Here is a 21,085-nt window from a genome sequence, read left to right as displayed (position 1 = left end):
CGTTCCCACTTTCACAGATTGAGATTCGATTGAGGGCCTGTCCGTGGCTCGAGATTATTGGACGAACGCGTCATTCTCAGCCTTACTTGACAGGGCTTTCCACTCGACAGTGTCCGAAAGTTTTCGCTTACCACGTACACGACTCATCGATGCCCACGTCGGCTCAACGGTTCACAGGACTCCAAGGTTGTATCGCACAGGAAACGTCCAGCGTCGTGCACACTGTGCGGCGCACACCGATTACACTTGTTCAGTTCTGCATGACCCGAGCAATCCAGGCGTGGACTCCTTCCCACGATCGAAAGTCCGCGATACTGCGCGACGGAATCAATGGGTACGCGTCTGCTGCCATCTGGGACAATGCACGTCCGGGACCAAGCTCGAGAAAGGCCGAGGCGCCAGCTTCGTCGCAAGCTTGCAGGCATGCACTCCAGTCCACTGGTTCGGCGATTTGCCGCGCAAGCCGGTCAAGTCCGCCACGCTTATCAAGCACGATTGCGCCGTCAATCCCGCTGACGAGCCGTCTGCCTGCCATCCCGGCAGAAACGCTCACGCCGTCGAGCGCCCTCCGGAAAACTGGCACGGCCGCGGCGAGCCGCGAGGTATGCGACGCCACCCGCACAGGTACAGGCACGATTCGCGCCGCTCCGGCCTGGCGGGCGTCCAAAGCGATTGCACTCAACGCGTCTGCCGTCCCCGCAAGCACATAGGCATCGCCAGGATTGATGATCGCTACCGCAGCATCGCGCCCTGCGCAAAGCGCATCGAGCGCCCTGCGGTTCACGCCTCTAACGAAGAGCATTCCTTCCTGGCCGGTGCTCGCAGCGTTCATCGCGCTCGCACGTGCGACAGTCAGATCGAGTGCATCGAGCGCGCCGATTCTCCCCGCAACGTGCCATGCGGCGACTTCACCGACGCTATAGCCCGCGACACAACACCGCCGCCCCAGAATAGGCGCGAGGTGCGCGAATGCCGCGAGTGTGTGCAGCGTGCAGAGCACCTGCGCAATCGCGTTCTCGCGCAGCTGCTCGTCGCTGGCGCTGCGCACCCAGTCGCGCGGATCGCTGCCGAACCAGCGTGAAGCATGCGAAAACAGCGGCGCGACGTCTGGCCCGTGGCCGACAAGATCGAACATGCCGGGCCCCTGGTGACCCTGCCCTGAACAGAGGAGTGCGATTGTCATGTTCCTGCGTCCGGATCGAAGGCGGCGGCGAAGAGGCTCATCGCGAGCAAGTCTGCTGCGCCGCCCGGACTCAAGCGCCGCGCGACGAAAGCCCGATGTGCAGACGTGGCGCGCTCAAGCCAATCCGGTGCGCCAACTCCACCGGAAGCGAGAAAATGCGAGGCAGTTCGCTGCGCAAATGCAAGACCGGTTTCACCGCCCCGATGCAGCAGGTTCGTATCATCGACAGCGGTAATCAGTGCGAAGCAGGCGTGAACGCGCGCAGCCATCGCGTCGCCGGGGCGCAGCACTTCCGCTTCGCGAAGTGCCGGTACGCCGATACGGTAGACATTCGCAAAACCACTCGCGGCTTCGTGGCGTGCGCCGCCGACGCCATAGCGTCGTCCGGCGATCTCACCATGACTATTCGTCGGCCGCGGACCGGCGAGTATGTCCGCGCTCCAATTCCGGGAGACGAGTTCGCCGAGCGTCGGTATTGCGCAGGAATCTGCGCGCGAACCATCGGTCGAGCGGCTGCCGGCCGCGGCACACAGCAGCCCAAGGCCGAATATCGCGCCGCGATGCGTGTTCACCCCACCCGTTGCAGCCAGCATGGCACGCTCCGCACGTAGTCCAATCCGGCGCAAGACGCTCATGCTGGCCTGCGCCGCGCCAGCCCGCGCTAGCTCCGCGAAATATGGCCGGATCGCGGCTGCGCTGCGCATGAACATGCTGGCGTCCATATCGTCGTGGCTGCCGTTGTCGAGGAGGCTGACGAGCCCTGGCTTTGGCCACGTGTCGAGCTCCAGCCGCAGGCAATGCTCCGCATACGACGCGATTGCCCCAGCGCTGACACCCAGTTGGTCCTCAACGGCAACGTGCAAGTCCGACATTTCAACCCTCAGCAAAAACGCGTACCGTTGCGAGTACAACGTCCGTCGCCATCTTCACGACCACCTCGCCCTTCGCGGCACGCAACTCCCGCCAGTTCGCGCCCGCGCCATCCGCACGGATAACCTCGCCGTCGATCCTCATCGGCGCGTACGCAGCGCACCTCGCGATGTCCGAGAGCAGCGCGTCAAGCGCACCGTGTACATCGAGTGTTGCTGGCAAATCGAACAACAGGTCCAGATCTGATTGCCCGGTCAAATACGGCAGACCGGTCCGCCCCTGCCATGCGAGGCTGCCAAACGCGCGACACGCTACGTGATGCCGTTGCGCAATCAAGTCCAGCATGTCGATCGTCGCGCGCCACGCCTTGGGCGCAACGTCACGGAGTGTTGCGAGCTCTGGCGGCCGCTCGATCGAGATGATCGCGTCGGCAGGCACGACGGTGCTGATGCGCTGCTTGCCCGCTATCGGCGGCAGGGGCAATCCCACCGGCACGCCGATCTTGTGCACGTCGCAAGGCCCCGGCCGACGGACTATCAGCGGCCACCCACGGGCCGCCCAGTTTCGAACGAGCGGCTCTTTCGCCAAGGCGGGCTGCGACGCGACGCACGCGTCCCACGCGTCAGGCGAGACCCGCACGAAACTGTGCCGGGCGAGCGGGGCGTTAGCCAACATGGCGCGCGAGTTCATAGACACGTTGTGCAATGCGGGCTGCCACCGGGCGCCCCCCGTGTGACTCGCCAAGACGGTCGCGCACATCCGCGCGGTCGGGCTGCACGTCGAACCAGCGGGCGAGTTGCGCGGCGAGCGGCTGTGCGGGATCCAGCGTGGCGTTGACGGCGCCCATCTTCTCGAGATTCACGAGGCCCGGCGCGAACACTGCCGTCGATTTCGCCATGTCTTCCAGTAGGTCGATCGACAGCTTCGTTACGCGCGACATGGAAGGCAGATCCATGACCTCCGGCGTCGCCCCCGGCAGCGCAACGAGTACGCGCGTCGCGAGCGCCGTGGCAATGAATGCGCCAGCCGCCGTGTGTCCGTAAAGCAAGCCAACCGTCTGGTGACCACACTGGCCCGCGAGCATCAGGCACTTCGCAAGGTGCGCAAGGCATTCGTTCAGGCCGAGCAATTCGTCGCGCCTGCTCATGCGCTGGCTGCCGCTGTCAACGATAACCAGAATCGGCGTGTCGCCACCGCGGCGAATCGTTTCCATCACTTGAGCTGACAGCCACAGCGCCTCATCCACGCCAACGAATGCGCCACGCGAGACGCCGATCACATCGACACACCGACCGTCGATGATCGCCCGTCCTGCAAAGAGGCCGTCGTCGCGTACTGCAATATCGTGTTCCAGCGAATCGAGAATTTCATCGAGCGTCATTTCGCACCTCCTGAAGTTGGCCGGCAAGTTTCCTGAATGCGTCGTCGGACAACTCGGGGATGGTCTCAGCCTCGATACGTGTGGCCCCGAGCGCACACCAGACATCCTGCGCGTCGTTGCAGGCTCCAAACGCCGCGATCCGCTCGTCGAGCCGCGCCTGCTCGGCTTCGAGCACGTCGAGGTTGAATGCATGCTGGTGTGCGAGCAATGCGACGGCCACCTGCCGGAATCCGTCTAGCGAGTCATCGACAAAGTGCTCGACACCGCCAATCAGGCGCCGGTGTTTGCCGCCCATCGTCCGCCAGACCAGCGCGCGATCTTTAGAGTCGAACTCGTCGACACCCCGGTTTGTCTCGATGACCTCGGGGCCAGACACGCTGATGCGGCCTTGCTCCGAAACCGCGAGTGCCGAGCAGCACGCGGCCAGCAAGCCACCGCCGCCGTAGCACCCGGCGCGGCCGCCGATGAGGCCGACCACCGGGACGCCGGCGGCCCGCGCGTCGACCAGCGCGCGCATGATCTCGGCGATCGCGAGTTCACCTGCGTTGGCTTCCTGCAGCCGCACACCCCCTGTATCGAACAGGATCAGCACGGGCACGGACTGGACGTCTCGTGCCGCGCGCAGCAGGCCGGTCAATTTGGCTCCGTGCACTTCGCCGAATGCGCCGCCCATGAAGCGCCCCTCCTGTGCCGCGAGGAATACCGGTCTGCCGTCCAGCATCGCGCGCCCGACAATCATTCCGTCGTCGAACTGATGGGGCAGATTGAACAGAGACAGGTGCGGGCTCATCTCCCGCTCGGCTGGTCCCACGAACTCGACAAATGTGCCAGCGTCGACAAGTTCGTCGATGCGCTGGCGCGCGGACGCTTCGTACCAGCTCGCGCTCGCTGCCGATGGATCGAATACAGTGCTCATTGGCCGCTCCCCTCAATTGCACGAACTGCCTGGGCAAGACGCAGCGAGACCATGTCGGGTCGTGCTCCGCCGTCGTTGATCGACAGCCGCAGGCCGCCCGGCGAGCGACGTTCGACGAAATCCGCAACGACCGCGCTCCAAACGTCGCCGAAACCGGCCGCCGTAGTCTCGATTTCAATTTCACAAGCACTACCAGGCAGTATGCGTTCGACCAGCACTTCGAGATTGCCGGATGCAACGACGCCGACGAGTGCCGACAACGCGCTTCCTTGCGCGGGTTCACGCGCGATATGACGATAAGTTAGCCGTTCCATTCTTTAGCTCCAGCCGGTCCTCGCGAGGACCGAACATGACACGCGGCGGACCGCTACACGCTTTGGGCGGTGCAAAGTGCACCGCGCCCCGCTACCAGTTGCGAAACCGCGATGGCGGCTTGTACAGGCCGCCCGACCAGTGCACGAGGTCCTTGACTGAGCGCGCCGCAAGCAGGCGCCGGTCGGCGTCGAGCGGATTGATGCCGAGATCCTCCGGCCGGCGAACCACCCCTCGTTCGCGCAGGCGCTCAACGAGCCGATGATCGCGTCCGCGCCCGACCTCCGTGTAACCGGCAACCGCGCGAATCGCATGCTCACGTTCGTCGGCGTCACGGCACAGCAACAGGTTCGCAATCCCTTCCTCGGTGACGATGTGCGTGACGTCGTCGCCATAGACCATCACCGGCGCAAGGTCGAGCGACAGCTTGTCCGCCAGGCGCAGCGCATCGAGTTTCTCTACGAACATCGGCACATTCTTTTCACCAAAGGTCTCGCCGATCTGCACGACGAGCTTACGGCCGCGCCGCAAGGCGGCGCTCGTGTGCGGATCGGCCTCCCTGCCCGCCTTCAACCACGGTTCGCTCGGATGGCGCCGGCCACGTGCGTCGCTACCCATGTTTGGCGCGCCGCCGAAGCCGGCGATCCGCTCGGCTGTGACGGTCGACGAATGACCCGAAAGATCGATCTGCAATGTCGAACCGATGAACATGTCACACGCGTACAGACCCGCCGTCTGGCAGAACGCGCGGTTGGAACGCAGCGACCCGTCGGCGCCGGTGAAGTACACATCGGAACGCGCGCGGATATAGTCGTCCATCCCAACTTCGGACCCAAACGAGTGGATCTGCTCGACCCAGCCGGATTCGATCGCCGGGATTAGTGTCGGGTGGGGGTTCAGCGCCCAGTGCGTGCAGACCTTCCCCTTGAGCCCAAGGCGCTCTCCGTAGGTCGGCAGCAGCAACTCAATCGCCGCCGTGTTGAAGCCGATGCCGTGATTGAGCCTCCTGATGCCGTACGGTTCGTAGATGCCTTTGATAGCCATCATCGCGGTCAGAATCTGCGTTTCCGTAATGGCTGCAGGGTCACGCGTAAACAGCGGCTCTACGAAAAACGGGCGTCCTGCCTCGACTACGAAATGCACCTGGTCACCTGGAATATCGACCCGTGGCACGCGATCGACAATCTGGTCAACCTGCGCGATCACGATGCCGTCCTTGAACGCGGTCGCCTCCACGACGGTTGGCGTGTCCTCGGTGTTCGGTCCGGTATAAAGGTTGCCGTCCGCATCTGCGCTGACGGCTGCAATGAGCGCTACGTTGGGCGTCAGATCGATAAAGTACCGGGCAAACAGTTCAAGGTACGTATGCACGGCGCCCAGTTCAATGCGCCCGCTAAACAACAACTTCGCGATTCGTTGCGATTGAGGCCCGGAGTATGCGAAGTCGAGCCGCTTCGCGATGCCGCGCTCGAATACGTCCAGGTGCTCCGGCAGCACGACTCCAGACTGCACCATGTGCAGGTCGTGGATCTTTGTGCTATCGACATCTGCCAGCGCGGTGGCGAGCAGATCAGCCTGCTTCTGGTTATCCCCCTCAAGGCACACGCGATCTCCGGGGTGCAACACCGCCTCGAGCAGTTTTGTCGCATCCTCAGCCGCCACACGCTTTCCCTGTGCCACACGTGTACCTGCAGCAAGGCGGACGTCACGGGCGTATCGGTTTTGATTCCATAGAGCCATTATGTCTCTCCTGCGATAGGTGTCGATGGTCGATAGGTTTTCGACGACAGGTATTCCGATATCACGCCGTCTCACCTCTGTTTCTGCACGGTAGCTGACCGCGATGGCGGACTGCCCTTATAACGAATCGGGACCGACCTGCCATCACGCCTGCCAACCGGTAAGCAGCAACACCTCGTTACTGTCCCGCCCCTTGTGCGGCCTGTTCGATGAGCGCAGCCACTTCTTGCGGGTGCGTTTCGTAGACCGAATGGCTCGCGCCAGCGATTTCCACCGTGTGGGCGTGTGCGCGCTTCGCGTACATGCGCTCGAGGTCCGGATTGATGATCTTGTCCGCCTTTGCGACCATGTAAAACGTCGGCTTGACTCTCCAGGCCGGATCAGGAATTTGTGAGGTGAAGACGGCTGCCGCGGTCGGCATCTGTGCGTGCGCTTCGAACTCGGCCTGCGCGATCGGCATGTCGGCCGCGAAATCGCGCGGATAGTCGGCCGGATTCAGGTAAAGGTAGTCGTCCGCTGTTTTCACGACGTCCTGGTGAGGCGTCGCGTTCGGATAAAGTTTGCCGTTCGAGACTTCGGTTTCGCCGGCATCGAGTGCGTGCGCGGCAATGTAGACGAGCGACTTCACGTGCTCGTCGTTGCCCGCTTCCGTAATGATCGCCCCGCCATAGCTATGGCCCACCAGCACGCACGGACCGTCCAGGCTGTCGAGGACGCGCTTCGTCGCAGTCACATCGTCCTTGAACGACGTCAGCGGTTCCTGCACGAGCGTCACCTTGTAGCCGTCCCTGGTGAGAATGTCATACACGGGACGCCAACCGGCGCCTCCCACAAAAGCGCCGTGCACGAGGACGACATTCTTGACGGGAGCGGCCTGCGCGGTTGTGACGGCGCCGGCAACCAGACAAAGCGCCGCTGCTGCATGCGCAACGGCCGAACGGAGAGAAGGAAAGGACAATTTGCAACTCCTTGGAATGGCGTGAAGTGAAAGAATCGATTGACAACACGGCCAGTCTAAAAAGCTGCCTCGAACGAGACCGTTACCTGGTCATTACAAAAGAATGACGCACTTGCGTAGGCGCATCAAAGTAAAGGGACGGAAAGCTTGTCATTTTCTTGTAATGCCTGGGTAACGCTTGCGCCGGAAGTGGGTAGCTAGAGTTCAATCACGTAGCACCGCTTTGCCACACTTAGACCCGCGCCAAGTGGATACTGAGTCTTTCTTTACCGGCTCATCCACTTATCGGTCATATAGGAGTATTGAACATGTCTAAGACTCTTCTCTGCATTCTCGTTTCTGCCTGCGCCGTTACCGTTCCGGCATCTGGCTTTGCGCAGTCCACCCAGCCATTGACCCGCGCTGAAGTCCGCGCGGATCTCGTGCGTGTCGAGCAGGCCGGATACAGCCCGGGCCGTGGGGAAGACATCAACTATCCGGCGGACATTCAGGCTGCCGAGGCCAGGATCTCGATGGACGATACAAAAAATGCTGCACGTCAGGATGTCGGTGGTGTGCCGCTGGAGGGCCGCTCGTCGGCCGGAGCGCGCGTGCATATGCCAGCGCAGGCCGATTGCGTAGGCCCAGTAAGCTTCTGCAATTTGTATTTTGGCAGCTAAAACGGTGCTCGGCGACGGTCAGGCTCTTGCAGCGCTATTTGCAGCGAGATAATGATCAAAGCCTGTTTGCGGATTGTCTTGACTCCTCATCGAATAATTCGAGGACGTCCAACCCGGCGAATGTCGATGGGCTTCAACCCTTGAGGCAGCAATGAACAAAGCCATCATCCCTCGAGGCCACATGGACGAAGTGGAAACCGTCGCATTGGCAGCCTCGCTCCTTTTCAGGCACGGGCAGACCACCGAAGGAACTGTCGTCGCTGCGCAGCAGCTGGGGCGCACCTTGGGCGTACCGCTCAGGGTGTTGCCACACTGGGACGAACTCGTGGTCGAGCTTGACCACACCACGTTCTCGGAAATTGTTCCGGCCACGCCGCTCGGCGTACACATGGGCAAAGTCCTGGCTGTCCAGACGATCATGGATCAAGTCTGCGAGGGCATCATGTCGAACGCAGCCGCGCAGCCAGCGCTCCTGGCGGCAGAGCGCATGCCGCCCGTCGCGACCCTGCGCTTCGCTGTCTTCGCGGCCATAGGCGCAGCCTCTCTCGGCGTGATCTACGGCGTCTATGATGTCGCGAGCCTGGCACTGATCGCCATCAGCGCCAGTGTCGGCGCTTTCGTTCGTCGCTGGCAGGGGAAGCTTGGCGGCAATCCCCTCCTCGAATCGCTGTCTGCGGCGATGGTGGCGGGCGTGATCGGTGCTGTCACAAGTCGGCTCCGTCTTTCAGACGCGCAGCTGCTCGTCGCGTTCTGCCCATGCATGGTGCTGGTTCCCGGTCCGCATATCCTCAACGGTGCGATCGATCTGGCGCGCACCCGGATCACGCTGGGACTCGCACGCCTGACTTATGCGGGTCTTATGATACTTATGATATGTACAGGCCTGCTGATCGGGGTGGGCGCCAACGGCGGCGCACTTCAGCCCGGTCCCTCCGCGGCCGCGCCCCTCGCCGCCGATGTCATCGCCGCCGGATGCGCCGTCGCGAGCTTCGGGACTTTCTTTTCGATGCCGTGGCGCCTGCTGCCCCTGCCAATCGCCGTCGGCATGCTGGCGCACGCAGCGCGCTGGGCGCTCATCTCGATCTTGAACGCCAACGTTGCGACCGCGGCGTTCTTTGCCTGTCTCCTCGTCGGCCTGATCGTTGCACCGATCGTCGACCGACTGCGCCTTCCCTTCGCGGCCGTCGGCTTCTCAGCGGTCGTCTCAATGATGCCGGGCTTCTTCCTGTTCCGTGCCGCAAGCACACTGCTTGAACTGGTCGCCATTGGACCTCGCGCGTCGGCCAACCTTGTCCCGACCATCGTTGCGAATGGCGCGACGGCGTTCCTGATCATCCTGGCAATGACCGTGGGATTAGTGCTGCCCCGCATGTTGTTTAAGCGGTTCGCGACGGCACCGCGGCCCTTCGATTGATCTTCAGGCGAAGGCCGCCGTCCAACCGCCGCCGCGAGCGAGACCGTTACCCAGCAATGACAAAAATAACGTACGCGCCCAGCATGCGTGGCCGGGATCATTCCCCGAAAGCGTCCGCAGCCCCCCTCGAGAGACAAACGGAGCGCTAACTTCCGCCGGGGGATGCGCCCTGAACCGAGCCTGGCTCAGGACGCCGTATCATTACCCCGATTGAACAACTCATTTCCAGAACGACTAACGCCATGTCGACGACTGTGTACGAGAGGCTTGTGGCCATCCTTGATCGCGAGGGCGCCAGATATCGAATCATCGAACACCCCGCTGAGGGGCGGTCGGACCTGGTCGCCGCAATCCGCGGAACGGCCCCTGGCCAGGGCGCGAAGGCAATGCTCTGCAGGGGCAAGGATGAGGGGCGAACGTTGATTCTTGCCATTCTTCCTGGAGACCGGAAGCTGGACTTCAAAAAGGTCGCTGCGGCCGGTCATGTCAAGAAAGCGACGCTCGCAACCGCGGAAGATGCTGAACGCGAAACCGGTTGCGTAGTCGGCGCAATTCCTCCGTTTGCACTCTCTCCTGCCATCAAGCTGGTTGTAGACAAAGGTCTCCTGGAGAGCTTCGACGAAATCGCCTTCAACGCTGGGCGACTGGACAGGTCGATTGTTCTCAACTCATCGGACTACGTGCGCATCGCGCAGCCTATAGTTACGCCCCTATGCGTCTAAGCAAGGTATCAGCGATTTCCTTCGACCTCGACGACACGTTGTGGTCATTCGGTGCTGCGGTCGAACGCGCCGAAGCGGCTTTGCATTCGTGGCTCGTGGAAAACGCCCCCAAAACCGCGGACGTGTTACCGACGCGCCTGGCGCTAGCCGAGATACGGGACGCATATGAGCGCTCGCGCCCGGACCTCGCGGGCGACTTCCGCGCCTTGCGAGTTGGCTCAATTACTCGCGCACTAGAACTGGCAAAAGAAGACGTCACGCTGACCGACCCCGCCTACGAAACTTTCTATGCCGCACGACAGCAAGTCGAGTTCTTTGAAGACGTCCTGCCCGCGCTGAAGTGGCTTAGCGCCAGATTCCCGCTCGTTGCTGTTACCAATGGCAATGCCGACCTGCGCTTGACTGGTGGCAGTGAGTTCTTTCAAGCAACGGTAAGCGCGAGTTCCGTTGGAATCGCGAAGCCGCAGGCCGAAATATTTCATGCCGCCGCGCGCGTTGTCGGCGTTCCGCCTGCGGAGATACTTCATGTCGGCGATGACCTTCACCTCGACGTCCTGGGCGCCTTGGACGCCGGCCTCCAGGCGGCGTGGCTTGTGCGCATGCCTGTCCTGTCGCCAGTGAAGCTGAAACAAGGTGAGGTCGACCGATATCTCACTATCAACGACTTGTCGGTACTCTGCCGAATGCTTGGTGGCCCGAGCGACTTCAGCTAAACATGGCACAAGTCGCTACTCTCTGTACACCAACGCCGTCACGCCTTGACTTCGAAGGCAAGCAAGCACCTTCAGTTCGGATTGTTCATCTGCCCAGTTCTGTTCGGAAAAACGCTCCAGCCACCATCGTCATGCCGAAAGAAGTACAGTGCGCGGGCCCCGTCTGCTGTTGCGACGTACGCATAGCGACCGCCGCCCCATCTTGAGCGACCGAACTCAATCACGTGAACAGGTAGTGCGGAAACAGAAGTTAGCCATTTTTCGACCTGCCAACGCAGCGACTTTTCACTCGTGCCTTTCATGCTCCCCTCCGGTAAGTCTGAGGCCTGCCGACGCTGGGGAGCGTGTATCCACACCCCCAGTTCGTGCCTTGTCTACCATCGACGAAAACGTTACTGGCCGATTTGTCGGCTTACATGATTCTCCTGCTGGTTTAGCACGTAGTCCTCTCGCCGGGTGATATGGCTACCGTTCTGTCTTGCCATGTCGCGCTCCTCCTGCCGAATCTGGTGGTCATCTCGATGGAGTCTCGCCGCCTCGGCGCGCGACATTTCTCCTTCGCGCACCTCCTGGTGAATGCGTCGGTCCTGATTCGCCAGGCGGTGATTGACTTCTGCGCGACGTGGGTGAGTTGCATCCCAATTGGTCTGCGCCGACGCGGTGCCTACGAACGAAAAAGCAAGTACAGCAGCAGCCGCGATTTTGTAGGCAACGTTGTGCATGTTCGTCTCCGATTCCGTTGAAGGGACGGCTTCTCGCCGTTCACCTCCTCAACGCCGCGGACGACCACGATGTTGACCGACGAGTTGTGAGTTCTGAAACGGATTATTTCGCGTAAGGCGGACGTACGAGTGGGGTCGTGGACGGCTCAGATGTTTCAAATTACACGTCTCGTTACACACAAACACACCGGTAATTTGCGCTCCAAATATATTGCCTTCACTACCGACAAGTGAGGAACGTATGAAACGAATTTTTGCGCTGGTGCTGCTGGCCGTATGTCTCGGGACCGCGTTGAGCGGCTGCATCGTCGTACCTGCAGGCGGCTACTACCACCGCTATTAACCTGGCCAACGGAACTCCGCTTCCGTGGGTACTCCCAGGTATAAAGACTGCTGCGTATTAAAGAACGCTGGACGGTCCACGCGGGAAACGTTAGTCTGGAAGCACTTCATGGACCGTCTGACCAACGTCGAGGAGCTGGCACATGGAAGTGAGCACCGAAACCCTTGTTGACATGCTACGAGAGGTCGAAGCCGAGGACCCCATAGACTACGCCGACTTGCCGTTTGGTGAGGAAGACCTCAGACGTCTCGTCTTGAGCTCGCTCGTCGAACGGCACCACGTTGTCGAAGGAGACATGTCGGTTTCCGATGTTCATGCGATGTACCTTCTGAGCACCGCGAAACTCGTGCTCGAAAATACGGTGCTCCACGCTCGCCTGCTTTTACTCCAGGGACTGCAGGTCGACGTTCAGTCGCTTCTCGCCCCGTTCACCCTCAAGGGTACTGAAGGAAGACCTCGCTAGTCTCCTCCTCAGTACGCTTCCATGCCCGTTTCACCTGCTCATGTAGCATCGCGTAGAGTCTCGCTGTCCTGGCAACGGCTGCGATGTAACAATGAAGCGTCGGCCAAGGTCCTCACTCGATGCCACCGTCCAGCGTTCAGTGCAACGGCAAGCAAAAAGATGGTGATGGGCTTGAATACGGAGCTGACGACTTCCAGGCTGGGAGGAATGCCCAACCTGGTCTTCGCCCCGAGGTCGCTCATGGTCACCGCTCCCCTGAATCATCCAAGTTTCCGTCGCTTGAACAGGAAACGCTGAGTGTCGAGGCGGCGCTCAGCTGGCACATCGATGACTATCCTGGCGAAGCTGACTACCAGTCAACGCGTTGGCCGCAAGCGCCCCTGGGTTGCGGGCTCAATCCGCACCTAAATTCTGCATTCGGCACGAGTCGCAGCGCCCGTTAGCCATTGCCCCCGATGTCCGTCACGAATAGAAGTGACAGCGTTTTCCGCCGAAGTCATATTCGCACCCTATTTCCTCGCAAGACAAGCCCGCCCCTCCCTATCGAAAAATACATTCGATAGCGGTTGATAAAAATTGTGCTCCGCACAGCGAATTTGCCTGTTCCTGCAGACTTTGTTGTCTCCGAACGGCGAACGTCACATGCCCGCAAACTCTGTTGTGCACCCATATCCCAAAAATTCTCTTTGACAAACACTCTTACGATATATATCTTAAGACATGTTTTAAGACACTCGTTAGACAAGGAGGCCCTATGCGCCACCATCCACACTTTGGTCATACCGGCCGTCACGGCCACACCGCGCGTGATCCGCGCGACTTCTTCGGCGGCCGCCACCCGGCCATGCAGGCGCTTCACGCACTGCGTCACGCCATGGGCCGCCATCGCGGCGGCGAAGGTCCCGGCGACTTTGGCGACCGCTTTGGCGAAGGTTTCGGCCGCGGTTTTGGCGACGGCGACGGCTTTGGCCGCGGCCGCAAGTTCAGCTCTGAAGACCTGCAACTCATGCTGCTCGTGCTGCTCGCCGAGCGCCCAAGCCACGGCTACGAGCTCATCAAGGCGCTCGACGCGCGTTCGAATGGCTTCTACAGCCCGAGCCCCGGCATGGTCTATCCGGCCCTCACGTATCTGGAAGAACTGAGCTACGTGAGCGTGGCGCTGGAAGGCAACCGCAAGCGCTACGAACTTTCGCCCGAAGGCCGCACGTACCTCGAAGCCAACCGCGAACGCGCGGACCTGATCCTCGCGAAGCTCACGCACTTCGGCCGCAAGATGGAAGTCATGCGCCGCGCGATGGCCGGCGAAGATCCCGCAGAAGGCAGCGGCTGGGTGCGCGAACTGATCGAGGCGCGCCGCGCGCTCAAGCGCGCGCTGCTACGTCGTACCGACGTCGCGCCGGAGGAACAGCGCCGCATCGCCGCGATTCTTGCGCGCGCCACCCAGGAAATTGAAAACGGCAGCGAGAGCGAAGGCGTTTGACACGCTGCATCGATTCGCCATGCGCCATGCGGCAGCCGCGCCGCGCCACCCCAACATCGGAGCCATACATGCAGAATCCGTCCCAACTCGAAGTCGTCCGTGTACGTCACCCGCTGAAGTTCCGACTGTTGCGCGTGGCGCGCGTCACGGCGCTCTCGCCCGCTCTCATACGCGTCACGCTCACGGGCGACCTGAGCGATTTCGTCTCGGCGTCGTTCGACGATCACCTCAAGGTGTTCTTCCCCGCCGCCGGTGAAGAAAAGCCAGTACTGCCAACTTTAGGCCCGGACGGCATCGTATTTCCCGAAGGCGTCGAGCGCCCCGCTGCACGCGACTACACGCCGCGCCGCTTCGATACAGAAAGCCAGGAGCTCGATCTGGAATTCGTGCTGCACGATGCCGGCCCGGCCACGGCATGGGCGGCGCAGGCGCAGCCCGGCCAGTATCTCGGCGTGGGCGGCCCGCGCGGCTCCATGGTGATTCCCACCGACTTCGACTGGCATCTGCTGATTGGCGATGAAACGGCCCTGCCCGCGATCCAGCGGCGCCTTACCGAATTGCCGCCCGGCGCGCGCGTGGCCGTAGTCGTCGAAGTGGCGAATCGCGCGGCCCGCATCGAGCTGCCCACCGATGCCGATCTATACGCCATCTGGTGCTATCGGGATGAAAGCGGCGACGAAAGCAAGTCGGAGCATCCGCTCGTGGACGGCGTGTCCGAAGTGTGGCTGCCGCCCGGCGAGGGTTACGTCTGGGCCGCCGGCGAAGCCTCGGCGATCCGCGCGGTGCGCGCGCATCTGTGCAACGAGCGCGGCGTGGACAAGAAGCGCATCCGCGCCTCGGCCTACTGGCGGCGCGGCGCGCAGGCGGCCCACGAAACGATCGACGACTGATCGATCCTGCTGGCGCGGCAACCCTGCCGCGCCTTTTTACTTTCAGGCTCTACGCCAATACATGACCACGTCTCTCACTCCGCTGCGCGAACGCACCCTGCTCTGGCTGCTGGCGCTCACGCAGTTCACCGTCATCATGGACTTCATGGTGATGATGCCGCTCGGCCCGCAGATCATGCATGCGTTCGCGATCACGCCCGCGGCGTTCGCGACGGCCGTTTCCGCGTATTCGCTCTGTTCGGGTCTATCAGGACTCCTTGCGGCGACTTATATCGATCGTTTCGATCGCCGCCGCCTGCTGCAAGTGGCCTACGCACTCTTCGCGCTCTCCAATCTCGCCTGCGCGCTCGCCACGAACTTTCATCTGCTGCTCGCGGCGCGCGCGTTCGCGGGTCTGACTGGCGGCGTGCTCGGCTCGATCGTGATGGCGATCGTGAGCGACGTGATTCCCGCCGCGCGGCGCGGCGCCGCCACGGGCGTGATCATGACGGCGTTCTCCATCGCGGCCATCGCGGGCGTGCCGGCCGGCGTGCTGCTCGGCGCGCACTACGGCTGGAGCGCGCCGTTCCTGCTGCTCGTGCTGCTCTCCGTGGCGATCTGGCTCGCGGGCTCGCGCGTCGTGCCCTCGCTCACCGGGCATCTCGGCCAGCGCACGCCGCTCGCGCAAGTGCTGCCGAACCTCTGGCGGCTGCTCACGTTGCCGCGCCATCTGAAGGCCTTTGCGCTCACCTTCACGATGATGGCCGGCCACATGCTCGTGATCCCGTTCATCGCGCCGATGCTCGTCGGCAATCATGGCATCGCGCCGCAGCAGCTCTCGTGGCTCTATATGGCGGGCGGCGCGGCGACGTTCATGACCTCGCGCGCGGTGGGCCGTCTCGCGGACCGCTACGGCAAGCGCCGCGTGTTCCGCGTGATGGCGCTCGTGTCGCTCGCGCCGGTGCTGTTCGTCACGCATCTGCCCGCGTTGCCTTTCCTCGCGCTCGTGGCGTTCTTCGCGCTGTTCATGATCTCGATGTCGGGCCGCATGGTGCCGATGCAGGCGCTGCTCACGACGATTCCCGAGCCCGCGCGGCGCGGCGCGTTCCTGAGCGCCAACAGCGCGGTGCAGGCGCTCGGCACGGGCATAGGCGCGTGGCTCGGCGGCCAGTGGCTCACGAATGGCGCGAACGGCGCGATCATCGGCTTTGGGCAGAACGGCTGGATCGCCGCGGCGCTCACGTGCGTGGCCGTGCTGTGGGTTTCGCGGGTGCGAGGGGCGTCGGAAGATGTGCCCAATGACGTAGCCGCGCCTGCGAGCGTCGCGCCGGCGGCTGTGAAATCCTGAGCCAATCCTGAGCCACAAAAGAAAACCGGTTCGCAGCCGTTGCGCGCCTCATGAGCGCGCCACGCACCGCGAACCGGTCGTCGCTTCAGGTAGAAAGCGGATGAAACCGCGGGCCAAGGGTATTGGCCGCGTGAAGCGCGGGCCCCGACCGGCCGATCGGGTGCTCGCGCTTCGTCGCTCCACGAGGGAGCGAGCAAATCATGCTTAGAAGCGGTGACGCAGACCCACCGTTGCGGCGACCTGGTTCTGCGAGGTCGACGGCGACAGCGTGTTGATCATCGCAACGTTCGCGCCGGCATCGCCGAGTTCGCCCGATGCGTGCTGGTACACGGCGCCCGCGTAGACGTCGGTGCGCTTCGAGAGCGAGTAGTCAGCCGTCAGCGAAACCGTGTGCCACTTCGGATCGCCGCCGCCGTTCGAACCCGTGACCTTGCCGTCCGTGAACGTGTACGACGCGTTCAGTGCGAGAGCCGGCGTGAGCGCGTAGGCGCCATTCAGCTCGAAGTTGTCGAGGTGCAGGTTCGTGCCCGTCGGGATCGAGAACGTGTTGCCGCCCTGGCCGCCAGCGATCAGGTCCTGGTACTGCGTGTGCGTCCACACGAAGCCGACCGTTGCCGGGCCGTAGTTGTAGTTCACGCCTGCGCCGAACGTGCGTTGCGTTTCAGCCGAGAGGTTGAAGTTGTTGCCGTTCGAAGCCGAATTCGCGCCATTGGCGTTCTGGTTCGTCCGCGAGTTGTTCATCTGCAGGTAGGCAGCCGCGAAGTTCAGCGGGCCGTTGCCGTACGATGCGCCAGCGCTCCATGCGCGGTTGTTCGCGAACTGGCCAGCGTCGTTGCTGAAGCCGTACATGCCGCCGAACTTGAAGCCCTGGTAGTTGACGCTCTGGTACTTGACCGCGTTCTTGATCGAGAACGAGTGGTCGAGGTTGTCGTTGTCGAACGGGTGAGCGGCGAGGTTGTTGCCGTAGCCCGAGCCGGTTTCCGACAGCGGGGCGAGGTAGTCGACCATCGAGTCATACTGGCGGCCGAGCGTCAGCGTACCGAAGCGATCGCTCTGCAGACCGACGAACGCCTGACGGTTGAACATCGTGCCGCTCTCGGTGTCCTTGCCGTTGTTCAGGTTGAAGCCGTTTTCCAACGTGAAGATCGCATGCAGACCGCCGCCCAGGTCTTCGCTGCCTTTCAGGCCGAAGTACGTGTCGCCGACGGTGCCGCTACCCTGGTTCCATGCGGCGTGGCCGCCTGCATTGTTCGCGTAGACGATACCCGCATCCAGTGCGCCGTAGAGAGTAACGCTGCTTTGTGCGTGAGCGGAGGCTGCGAATGCGCCGAGGACGCCCGCGATAATCAAAGTATTCTTCATGACTTTCCTTATGACATTCAGACCGCGCTGAAGTGGCTCCGGGTATTGGAGCCACACCGGCAATCCCGGGCGAAGTCTACGTGTCAAAGGCTTTAAATCGCTTCGGCAAACGCTGTAACAGATATTTGCTAAATCTGGAAATATCGAATGAAAATCCCGTAAGTCCTTGTCTGACATAGGAAATGCGGAGTAACGCACAGATCAGCCCGAATAGGCCGTGTGGCAATCACGCGACGCCCGGATCAGTGCAGGAATTCGATTATTGTGGAAATCGGCTTAATTGCCGGGTATTTTCTTCGATTAAAATTTCGTCGATCAGTGAAACTTTATCACAGCAATACCGGTCTTATCGCGCGCGTGCATTATTGCTATATACGGCGATTATTATTGCATGAAACAACGATTATCAAACACCGGGTTTTAGGCCTCCTCTGCGGTGCCCGTCATCCCCCTCGCGCGGCACGCGCGCGGGCGCGAGCGCGCGCATCCGTTAAAATCCCGAAACGCTCGCGTGCATAGCGCGCGCACCACCCGCATCGACGCCACTTCTACCGAACGGCCGCGTCGCCCTCACCCGTCCGGCGCGAGACCCCGTCATGACAAACAAAGCCACTGCAACGCCCTTTAGCGAGCTGCCGCTCGCGCCCGCCACGCTCGCCAACCTCACGCGCCTCGGCTACGTCGACATGACGCCGATCCAGGCGGCGAGCCTGCCCATTGCTTTCGCGGGCCACGACCTGATCGCCCAGGCCAAGACCGGCAGCGGCAAGACCGCGGCGTTCTCGCTCGCGCTGCTCTCGCGTCTGGATGCACGCCGCCAGGACGTGCAGGCCATGATCCTCTGCCCGACGCGCGAGCTGGCCGACCAGGTCACGCAGGAAATCCGCCGCCTCGCGCGCGCCGAAGAGAACATCAAGGTGCTCACGCTGTGCGGCGGCACGCCCATGCGTCCGCAGGCGGCGAGCCTCGAACACGGCGCGCACATCGTCGTGGGCACGCCAGGCCGCATCATGGACCACCTCGAGCGCGGCAACCTCGCGCTCGGAGCGCTCAACACGCTGGTGCTCGACGAAGCCGACCGCATGCTCGACATGGGCTTCTTCGACGACATCGCCACCGTGGTCCGCCAATGCCCCAAAGAGCGTCAAACGCTACTCTTTTCGGCGACCTACCCCGAAGGCATTGCGAAGCTGAGTCAGCAATTTCTTCGCAATCCGAAGGAAGTCAAGCTCGAAGAGCATCACGACGACAGCAAGATCCGCCAGCGCTTCTATGAAGTGACGGAAGACGAACGGCTGCACGCCGTGGGCATGCTGCTCAATCACTACCGCCCCGTGAGCACGCTCGCGTTCTGCAACACGAAGCAGCAATGCCGCGATCTGCTCGACGTGCTGCGCGCGCAGGGCTTTCACGCGCTCGCGCTGCACGGCGAGCTCGACCAGCGCGAGCGCGACCAGGTGCTGATCCAGTTCGCCAACCGCAGCTGCTCGGTGCTAGTGGCGACCGACGTGGCCGCGCGCGGCCTCGACATCGCGCAGCTCGAAGCCGTGATCAACGTGGACGTCACGCCGGACCCCGAGGTGTACGTGCACCGCATCGGCCGCACGGGCCGCGCCGACCAGGACGGCTGGGCGCTCAGCCTCGCGAGCATGGACGAGATGGGCCGCGTGGGTGGCATCGAGCAGGCGCTCAAGCGCGAAGTCGAGTGGAGCCCCCTCGCGGCACTGAAGCCCGCCAGCAACGAGCCGCTTTTGCCGCCGATGGAAACGCTGCAGATCCTGGGCGGGCGCAAGGAAAAGATCCGTCCCGGCGACGTACTGGGCGCGCTCACCGGCGAAGCAGGCTTCAGTGGCGCGCAGATCGGCAAGATCAACGTGACCGATTTTTCGACCTACGTGGCCGTGGAGCGCAGCATCGCGCGTGACGCGCTGCGCAAGCTCAACGCGGGCAAGGTCAAGGGCAAGAAGGTCAAGGCCCGCATGATGGACGAATGAACTGACGAATCATCCGCGCCGGGTGCGCACGCTGCTTGCGCGCCCGCACTGCACCGCGCGTCAGTGACCCCGCGTTCAACCTGATCAGGAAAGCCATGAAACAAACGCTCAGAATCGATTTCGTCTCCGACATCGCGTGCCCGTGGTGCGCAATCGGCCTCTCGTCGCTGAATCTCGCGCTCGAACGTCTGCGTGACACCGTCGATGCGCAGATCGTCGTGCATCCGTTCGAACTGAATCCGCAGATGGGCCCGGGCGGCGAATCCGTGGTCGAGTATCTCGGCAAGAAGTACGGCCGCACACCCGAGCAGATCGCCGAGACGCAGGCCATGATCCGTGAGCGCGGTGCGAGTGTCGGCTTCGCGTTCGGGCCGCGTGAGCACATCTACAACACGTTCGACGCGCATCGTCTGCTGCACTGGGCCGGCATCGAAGGCAAGCAACTGGCGCTCAAGCTCGCGCTGTTGCGCGCGTATCACGGCGAGGGCAAGGACACGAGCGACCACGCGGTGCTCGTCGCGGCAGCGCAGTCCGTGGGGCTCGACGCCGATCAAGCGCGCGAAATTCTCGCGAGCGGCCAGTATGCCGACGAGGTGCGCGCCGAAGAGCACGAATACCAGGCGGCGGGCGTCCAGTCGGTGCCGGCGATCATCTTCAACCAGCAGTATTTGATCAGCGGCGGCCAGCCCGTCGAAACCTTCGAGCAAGCCATCCAGCAGATCCTGGCCGAGAGCGCCAAGGCCTGAAGCCCCCGTGCGGCGCGGCCTCGCGCCCGCGAGAGTGCCGCTTTCAAGGGCCGCCGCGCCGTCGTTCAGGCGCCCGGCAAAGCGCCGATGCCGGCCGCCGCCTCGCGGGCGTGTAAACTAGCGGGTTTTTTGCCCAGGTGGAAAAGTGCTAGCCCCGCAACGCCTCGCGTTGAGCGGCCCGACGCTCGTTCGCTTACTTGCCCGCTTCGGCAACGCCGAAGTGCCCGAATCCCGGCAATCGATCTCGGACCATCTGAGCCAGTGGCTCGGCTGGACGGACGCCATCGCGCTTTCGACGGCGCTGAGCGCTCAAACGCCGGGCGGCGAGCCAGCAACGCGCGTAGGCGCCAGCGCCGAACAAAGCCAGAGCGAGCGCGTGCGCGCGGCGCTCAGAAAGGCCATTTCGGGTGAAAGCGCGCCCGCGCGGCGCGATGGACGCCGCACGCAGGCCGCCAGCCAACCAGCCGATGTGGAACCCGATTTCGCGGATTTCCGCCAGCGCTACCTGGCTCTGCAGCAGGCGATGGAGACTGACATCGCCATGCTGCGCGCCCGTTTGCGCGCTGCGCTGGCCGCCCGCGCGCCTGCGCTCGCGCGCCTGGCGACGGTAGATGCCGTGATGGAACAGGCGCTCGGCGCGCGCGAGCGCAGCCTGCTCGCCGGCGTGCCGGCGCTGCTCAGCGCGCATTTCGAGCGGCAGCGCGCGGCGGCGGTAGCCGCGCAATCCGCCGGCGGGTCTGCCGCAGAAGGCGCGGCGCCTCACGCCTGGCTCGCCGGCTTTCGCAAAGATATGCAGAGCGTGTTGCTCGCCGAACTTGAGATTCGGTTTCAACCGGTGGAGGGGCTGCTTGCCGCCCTTCGCACCAGCTAACCCAAACGCTATGTCCCGC

At 62.8% G+C, this 21,085-nt stretch carries 22 protein-coding genes; 11 read left to right on the top strand and 11 right to left on the bottom strand.

Annotated elements, in window-relative coordinates; all coding sequences use genetic code 11:
* Window positions 1–250: 250 nt before the first annotated feature.
* From mdcH to JMY28_RS33775, 8 genes are all read right to left on the bottom strand, one after another.
* Entirely contained in the window at window positions 251–1,183 is a 933-nt protein-coding gene (gene mdcH / locus JMY28_RS33810; RefSeq protein WP_201700231.1) for a malonate decarboxylase subunit epsilon, read from the bottom strand.
* Window positions 1,180–2,055: a triphosphoribosyl-dephospho-CoA synthase MdcB gene (mdcB, locus tag JMY28_RS33805; RefSeq protein WP_201700230.1), complete on the bottom strand. Its 876-nt coding sequence runs from the start codon at window positions 2,053–2,055 to the stop codon at window positions 1,180–1,182. The genes mdcH and mdcB overlap by 4 nt, the downstream gene beginning before the upstream one ends.
* Window position 2,056: 1 nt before the next feature.
* Window positions 2,057–2,743, bottom strand: a complete 687-nt coding sequence (gene mdcG / locus JMY28_RS33800) for a malonate decarboxylase holo-[acyl-carrier-protein] synthase (RefSeq protein ID WP_201700229.1) — start codon at window positions 2,741–2,743, stop codon at window positions 2,057–2,059.
* On the bottom strand, window positions 2,718–3,434 hold the full coding sequence (locus JMY28_RS33795; protein WP_201700228.1) for a biotin-independent malonate decarboxylase subunit gamma: 717 nt from the start codon (window positions 3,432–3,434) through the stop codon (window positions 2,718–2,720). Before JMY28_RS33795 ends, mdcG begins: the two co-directional genes overlap by 26 nt.
* On the bottom strand, window positions 3,421–4,350 hold the full coding sequence (locus JMY28_RS33790) for a biotin-independent malonate decarboxylase subunit beta (RefSeq protein WP_201700227.1): 930 nt from the start codon (window positions 4,348–4,350) through the stop codon (window positions 3,421–3,423). Before JMY28_RS33790 ends, JMY28_RS33795 begins: the two co-directional genes overlap by 14 nt.
* Window positions 4,347–4,664 (bottom strand): malonate decarboxylase acyl carrier protein, encoded by a 318-nt coding sequence (gene mdcC, locus JMY28_RS33785; protein WP_201700226.1) that lies wholly within the window; start codon window positions 4,662–4,664, stop codon window positions 4,347–4,349. Before mdcC ends, JMY28_RS33790 begins: the two co-directional genes overlap by 4 nt.
* Window positions 4,665–4,755: 91 nt before the next feature.
* On the bottom strand, window positions 4,756–6,402 hold the full coding sequence (gene mdcA / locus JMY28_RS33780; protein ID WP_201700225.1) for a malonate decarboxylase subunit alpha: 1,647 nt from the start codon (window positions 6,400–6,402) through the stop codon (window positions 4,756–4,758).
* Window positions 6,403–6,580: 178 nt separating this feature from the next.
* On the bottom strand, window positions 6,581–7,360 hold the full coding sequence (locus JMY28_RS33775) for an alpha/beta hydrolase (RefSeq protein WP_201700224.1): 780 nt from the start codon (window positions 7,358–7,360) through the stop codon (window positions 6,581–6,583).
* Window positions 7,361–7,668: 308 nt separating this feature from the next.
* Between JMY28_RS33775 and JMY28_RS33770 the strand changes: the two genes are divergently transcribed.
* The 4 genes from JMY28_RS33770 to JMY28_RS33755 all read left to right on the top strand — a co-directional run bounded on the left by JMY28_RS33770 (window position 7,669) and on the right by JMY28_RS33755 (window position 10,868).
* On the top strand, window positions 7,669–8,019 hold the full coding sequence (locus JMY28_RS33770; RefSeq protein WP_201700223.1) for a DUF4148 domain-containing protein: 351 nt from the start codon (window positions 7,669–7,671) through the stop codon (window positions 8,017–8,019).
* Window positions 8,020–8,170: 151 nt separating this feature from the next.
* A complete protein-coding gene (locus JMY28_RS33765) occupies window positions 8,171–9,433 on the top strand; it encodes a threonine/serine exporter family protein (RefSeq protein WP_201700222.1) in 1,263 nt (420 codons plus the stop codon).
* A 242-nt stretch (window positions 9,434–9,675) separates the two neighbouring features.
* Window positions 9,676–10,155 (top strand): YbaK/prolyl-tRNA synthetase associated domain-containing protein, encoded by a 480-nt coding sequence (locus JMY28_RS33760; RefSeq protein WP_201700221.1) that lies wholly within the window; start codon window positions 9,676–9,678, stop codon window positions 10,153–10,155.
* Entirely contained in the window at window positions 10,146–10,868 is a 723-nt protein-coding gene (locus JMY28_RS33755) for an HAD family hydrolase (protein ID WP_201700220.1), read from the top strand. The genes JMY28_RS33760 and JMY28_RS33755 overlap by 10 nt, the downstream gene beginning before the upstream one ends.
* 71 nt (window positions 10,869–10,939) lie before the next feature.
* On the opposite strand, the gene JMY28_RS33750 is transcribed toward JMY28_RS33755, so the two are convergent.
* Both JMY28_RS33750 and JMY28_RS33745 read right to left on the bottom strand, forming a co-directional pair.
* Complete coding sequence (locus JMY28_RS33750; RefSeq protein ID WP_201700219.1) at window positions 10,940–11,170, bottom strand: hypothetical protein; 231 nt, start codon at window positions 11,168–11,170, stop codon at window positions 10,940–10,942.
* A gap of 90 nt (window positions 11,171–11,260) precedes the next feature.
* Entirely contained in the window at window positions 11,261–11,590 is a 330-nt protein-coding gene (locus tag JMY28_RS33745; RefSeq protein WP_201700218.1) for a hypothetical protein, read from the bottom strand.
* A 485-nt stretch (window positions 11,591–12,075) separates the two neighbouring features.
* Between JMY28_RS33745 and JMY28_RS33740 the strand changes: the two genes are divergently transcribed.
* The 4 genes from JMY28_RS33740 (at window position 12,076) to JMY28_RS33725 (ending at window position 16,093) form a co-directional block, all read left to right on the top strand.
* A complete protein-coding gene (locus JMY28_RS33740; protein WP_201700217.1) occupies window positions 12,076–12,396 on the top strand; it encodes a hypothetical protein in 321 nt (106 codons plus the stop codon).
* 754 nt (window positions 12,397–13,150) lie between these two features.
* A complete protein-coding gene (locus JMY28_RS33735) occupies window positions 13,151–13,876 on the top strand; it encodes a PadR family transcriptional regulator (RefSeq protein WP_201700216.1) in 726 nt (241 codons plus the stop codon).
* Window positions 13,877–13,944: 68 nt separating this feature from the next.
* Window positions 13,945–14,766: a siderophore-interacting protein gene (locus tag JMY28_RS33730; protein WP_201700215.1), complete on the top strand. Its 822-nt coding sequence runs from the start codon at window positions 13,945–13,947 to the stop codon at window positions 14,764–14,766.
* A gap of 61 nt (window positions 14,767–14,827) precedes the next feature.
* Window positions 14,828–16,093, top strand: coding sequence for an MFS transporter (locus JMY28_RS33725; protein WP_201700214.1), 1,266 nt, complete (start codon window positions 14,828–14,830; stop codon window positions 16,091–16,093).
* 204 nt (window positions 16,094–16,297) lie between these two features.
* Here the strand turns inward: JMY28_RS33725 and JMY28_RS33720 are convergent, their stop codons facing one another.
* Entirely contained in the window at window positions 16,298–17,455 is a 1,158-nt protein-coding gene (locus tag JMY28_RS33720; RefSeq protein ID WP_201700213.1) for a porin, read from the bottom strand.
* A gap of 596 nt (window positions 17,456–18,051) precedes the next feature.
* Between JMY28_RS33720 and dbpA the strand changes: the two genes are divergently transcribed.
* From dbpA to JMY28_RS33705, 3 genes are all read left to right on the top strand, one after another.
* On the top strand, window positions 18,052–19,449 hold the full coding sequence (gene dbpA / locus JMY28_RS33715; protein WP_201700212.1) for an ATP-dependent RNA helicase DbpA: 1,398 nt from the start codon (window positions 18,052–18,054) through the stop codon (window positions 19,447–19,449).
* A gap of 95 nt (window positions 19,450–19,544) precedes the next feature.
* Window positions 19,545–20,195, top strand: a complete 651-nt coding sequence (locus tag JMY28_RS33710; protein WP_201700211.1) for a DsbA family oxidoreductase — start codon at window positions 19,545–19,547, stop codon at window positions 20,193–20,195.
* Between the two features lie 145 nt (window positions 20,196–20,340).
* Window positions 20,341–21,066: a DUF3348 domain-containing protein gene (locus tag JMY28_RS33705; RefSeq protein WP_201700210.1), complete on the top strand. Its 726-nt coding sequence runs from the start codon at window positions 20,341–20,343 to the stop codon at window positions 21,064–21,066.
* Window positions 21,067–21,085 lie beyond the last annotated feature (19 nt).

The organism is Paraburkholderia hiiakae (assembly GCF_904848665.1).
GTDB lineage: Bacteria > Pseudomonadota > Gammaproteobacteria > Burkholderiales > Burkholderiaceae > Paraburkholderia > Paraburkholderia hiiakae.
The sequence above is the reverse complement of the archived record's forward strand: the minus strand, read 5'-3'. Positions and strand labels throughout refer to the sequence as shown.

Bases quoted from the DNA above. Each gene is read 5' to 3' on its own strand.
- JMY28_RS33740 (WP_201700217.1), top strand. From the start codon at position 12,076: ATGGAAGTGAGCACCGAAACCCTTGTTGACATGCTACGAGAGGTCGAA.
- dbpA (WP_201700212.1), top strand. From the start codon at position 18,052: ATGACAAACAAAGCCACTGCAACGCCCTTTAGCGAGCTGCCGCTCGCG.
- JMY28_RS33790 (WP_201700227.1), bottom strand. From the start codon at position 4,350: ATGAGCACTGTATTCGATCCATCGGCAGCGAGCGCGAGCTGGTACGAA.
- JMY28_RS33735 (WP_201700216.1), top strand. From the start codon at position 13,151: ATGCGCCACCATCCACACTTTGGTCATACCGGCCGTCACGGCCACACC.
- JMY28_RS33760 (WP_201700221.1), top strand. From the start codon at position 9,676: ATGTCGACGACTGTGTACGAGAGGCTTGTGGCCATCCTTGATCGCGAG.
- JMY28_RS33765 (WP_201700222.1), top strand. From the start codon at position 8,171: ATGAACAAAGCCATCATCCCTCGAGGCCACATGGACGAAGTGGAAACC.
- JMY28_RS33745 (WP_201700218.1), bottom strand. From the start codon at position 11,590: ATGCACAACGTTGCCTACAAAATCGCGGCTGCTGCTGTACTTGCTTTT.
- mdcB (WP_201700230.1), bottom strand. From the start codon at position 2,055: ATGTCGGACTTGCACGTTGCCGTTGAGGACCAACTGGGTGTCAGCGCT.
- JMY28_RS33710 (WP_201700211.1), top strand. From the start codon at position 19,545: ATGAAACAAACGCTCAGAATCGATTTCGTCTCCGACATCGCGTGCCCG.
- JMY28_RS33730 (WP_201700215.1), top strand. From the start codon at position 13,945: ATGCAGAATCCGTCCCAACTCGAAGTCGTCCGTGTACGTCACCCGCTG.
- JMY28_RS33770 (WP_201700223.1), top strand. From the start codon at position 7,669: ATGTCTAAGACTCTTCTCTGCATTCTCGTTTCTGCCTGCGCCGTTACC.
- JMY28_RS33720 (WP_201700213.1), bottom strand. From the start codon at position 17,455: ATGAAGAATACTTTGATTATCGCGGGCGTCCTCGGCGCATTCGCAGCC.
- mdcA (WP_201700225.1), bottom strand. From the start codon at position 6,402: ATGGCTCTATGGAATCAAAACCGATACGCCCGTGACGTCCGCCTTGCT.
- JMY28_RS33750 (WP_201700219.1), bottom strand. From the start codon at position 11,170: ATGAAAGGCACGAGTGAAAAGTCGCTGCGTTGGCAGGTCGAAAAATGG.
- mdcC (WP_201700226.1), bottom strand. From the start codon at position 4,664: ATGGAACGGCTAACTTATCGTCATATCGCGCGTGAACCCGCGCAAGGA.
- mdcG (WP_201700229.1), bottom strand. From the start codon at position 2,743: ATGAACTCGCGCGCCATGTTGGCTAACGCCCCGCTCGCCCGGCACAGT.
- JMY28_RS33795 (WP_201700228.1), bottom strand. From the start codon at position 3,434: ATGACGCTCGATGAAATTCTCGATTCGCTGGAACACGATATTGCAGTA.
- mdcH (WP_201700231.1), bottom strand. From the start codon at position 1,183: ATGACAATCGCACTCCTCTGTTCAGGGCAGGGTCACCAGGGGCCCGGC.
- JMY28_RS33755 (WP_201700220.1), top strand. From the start codon at position 10,146: ATGCGTCTAAGCAAGGTATCAGCGATTTCCTTCGACCTCGACGACACG.
- JMY28_RS33725 (WP_201700214.1), top strand. From the start codon at position 14,828: ATGACCACGTCTCTCACTCCGCTGCGCGAACGCACCCTGCTCTGGCTG.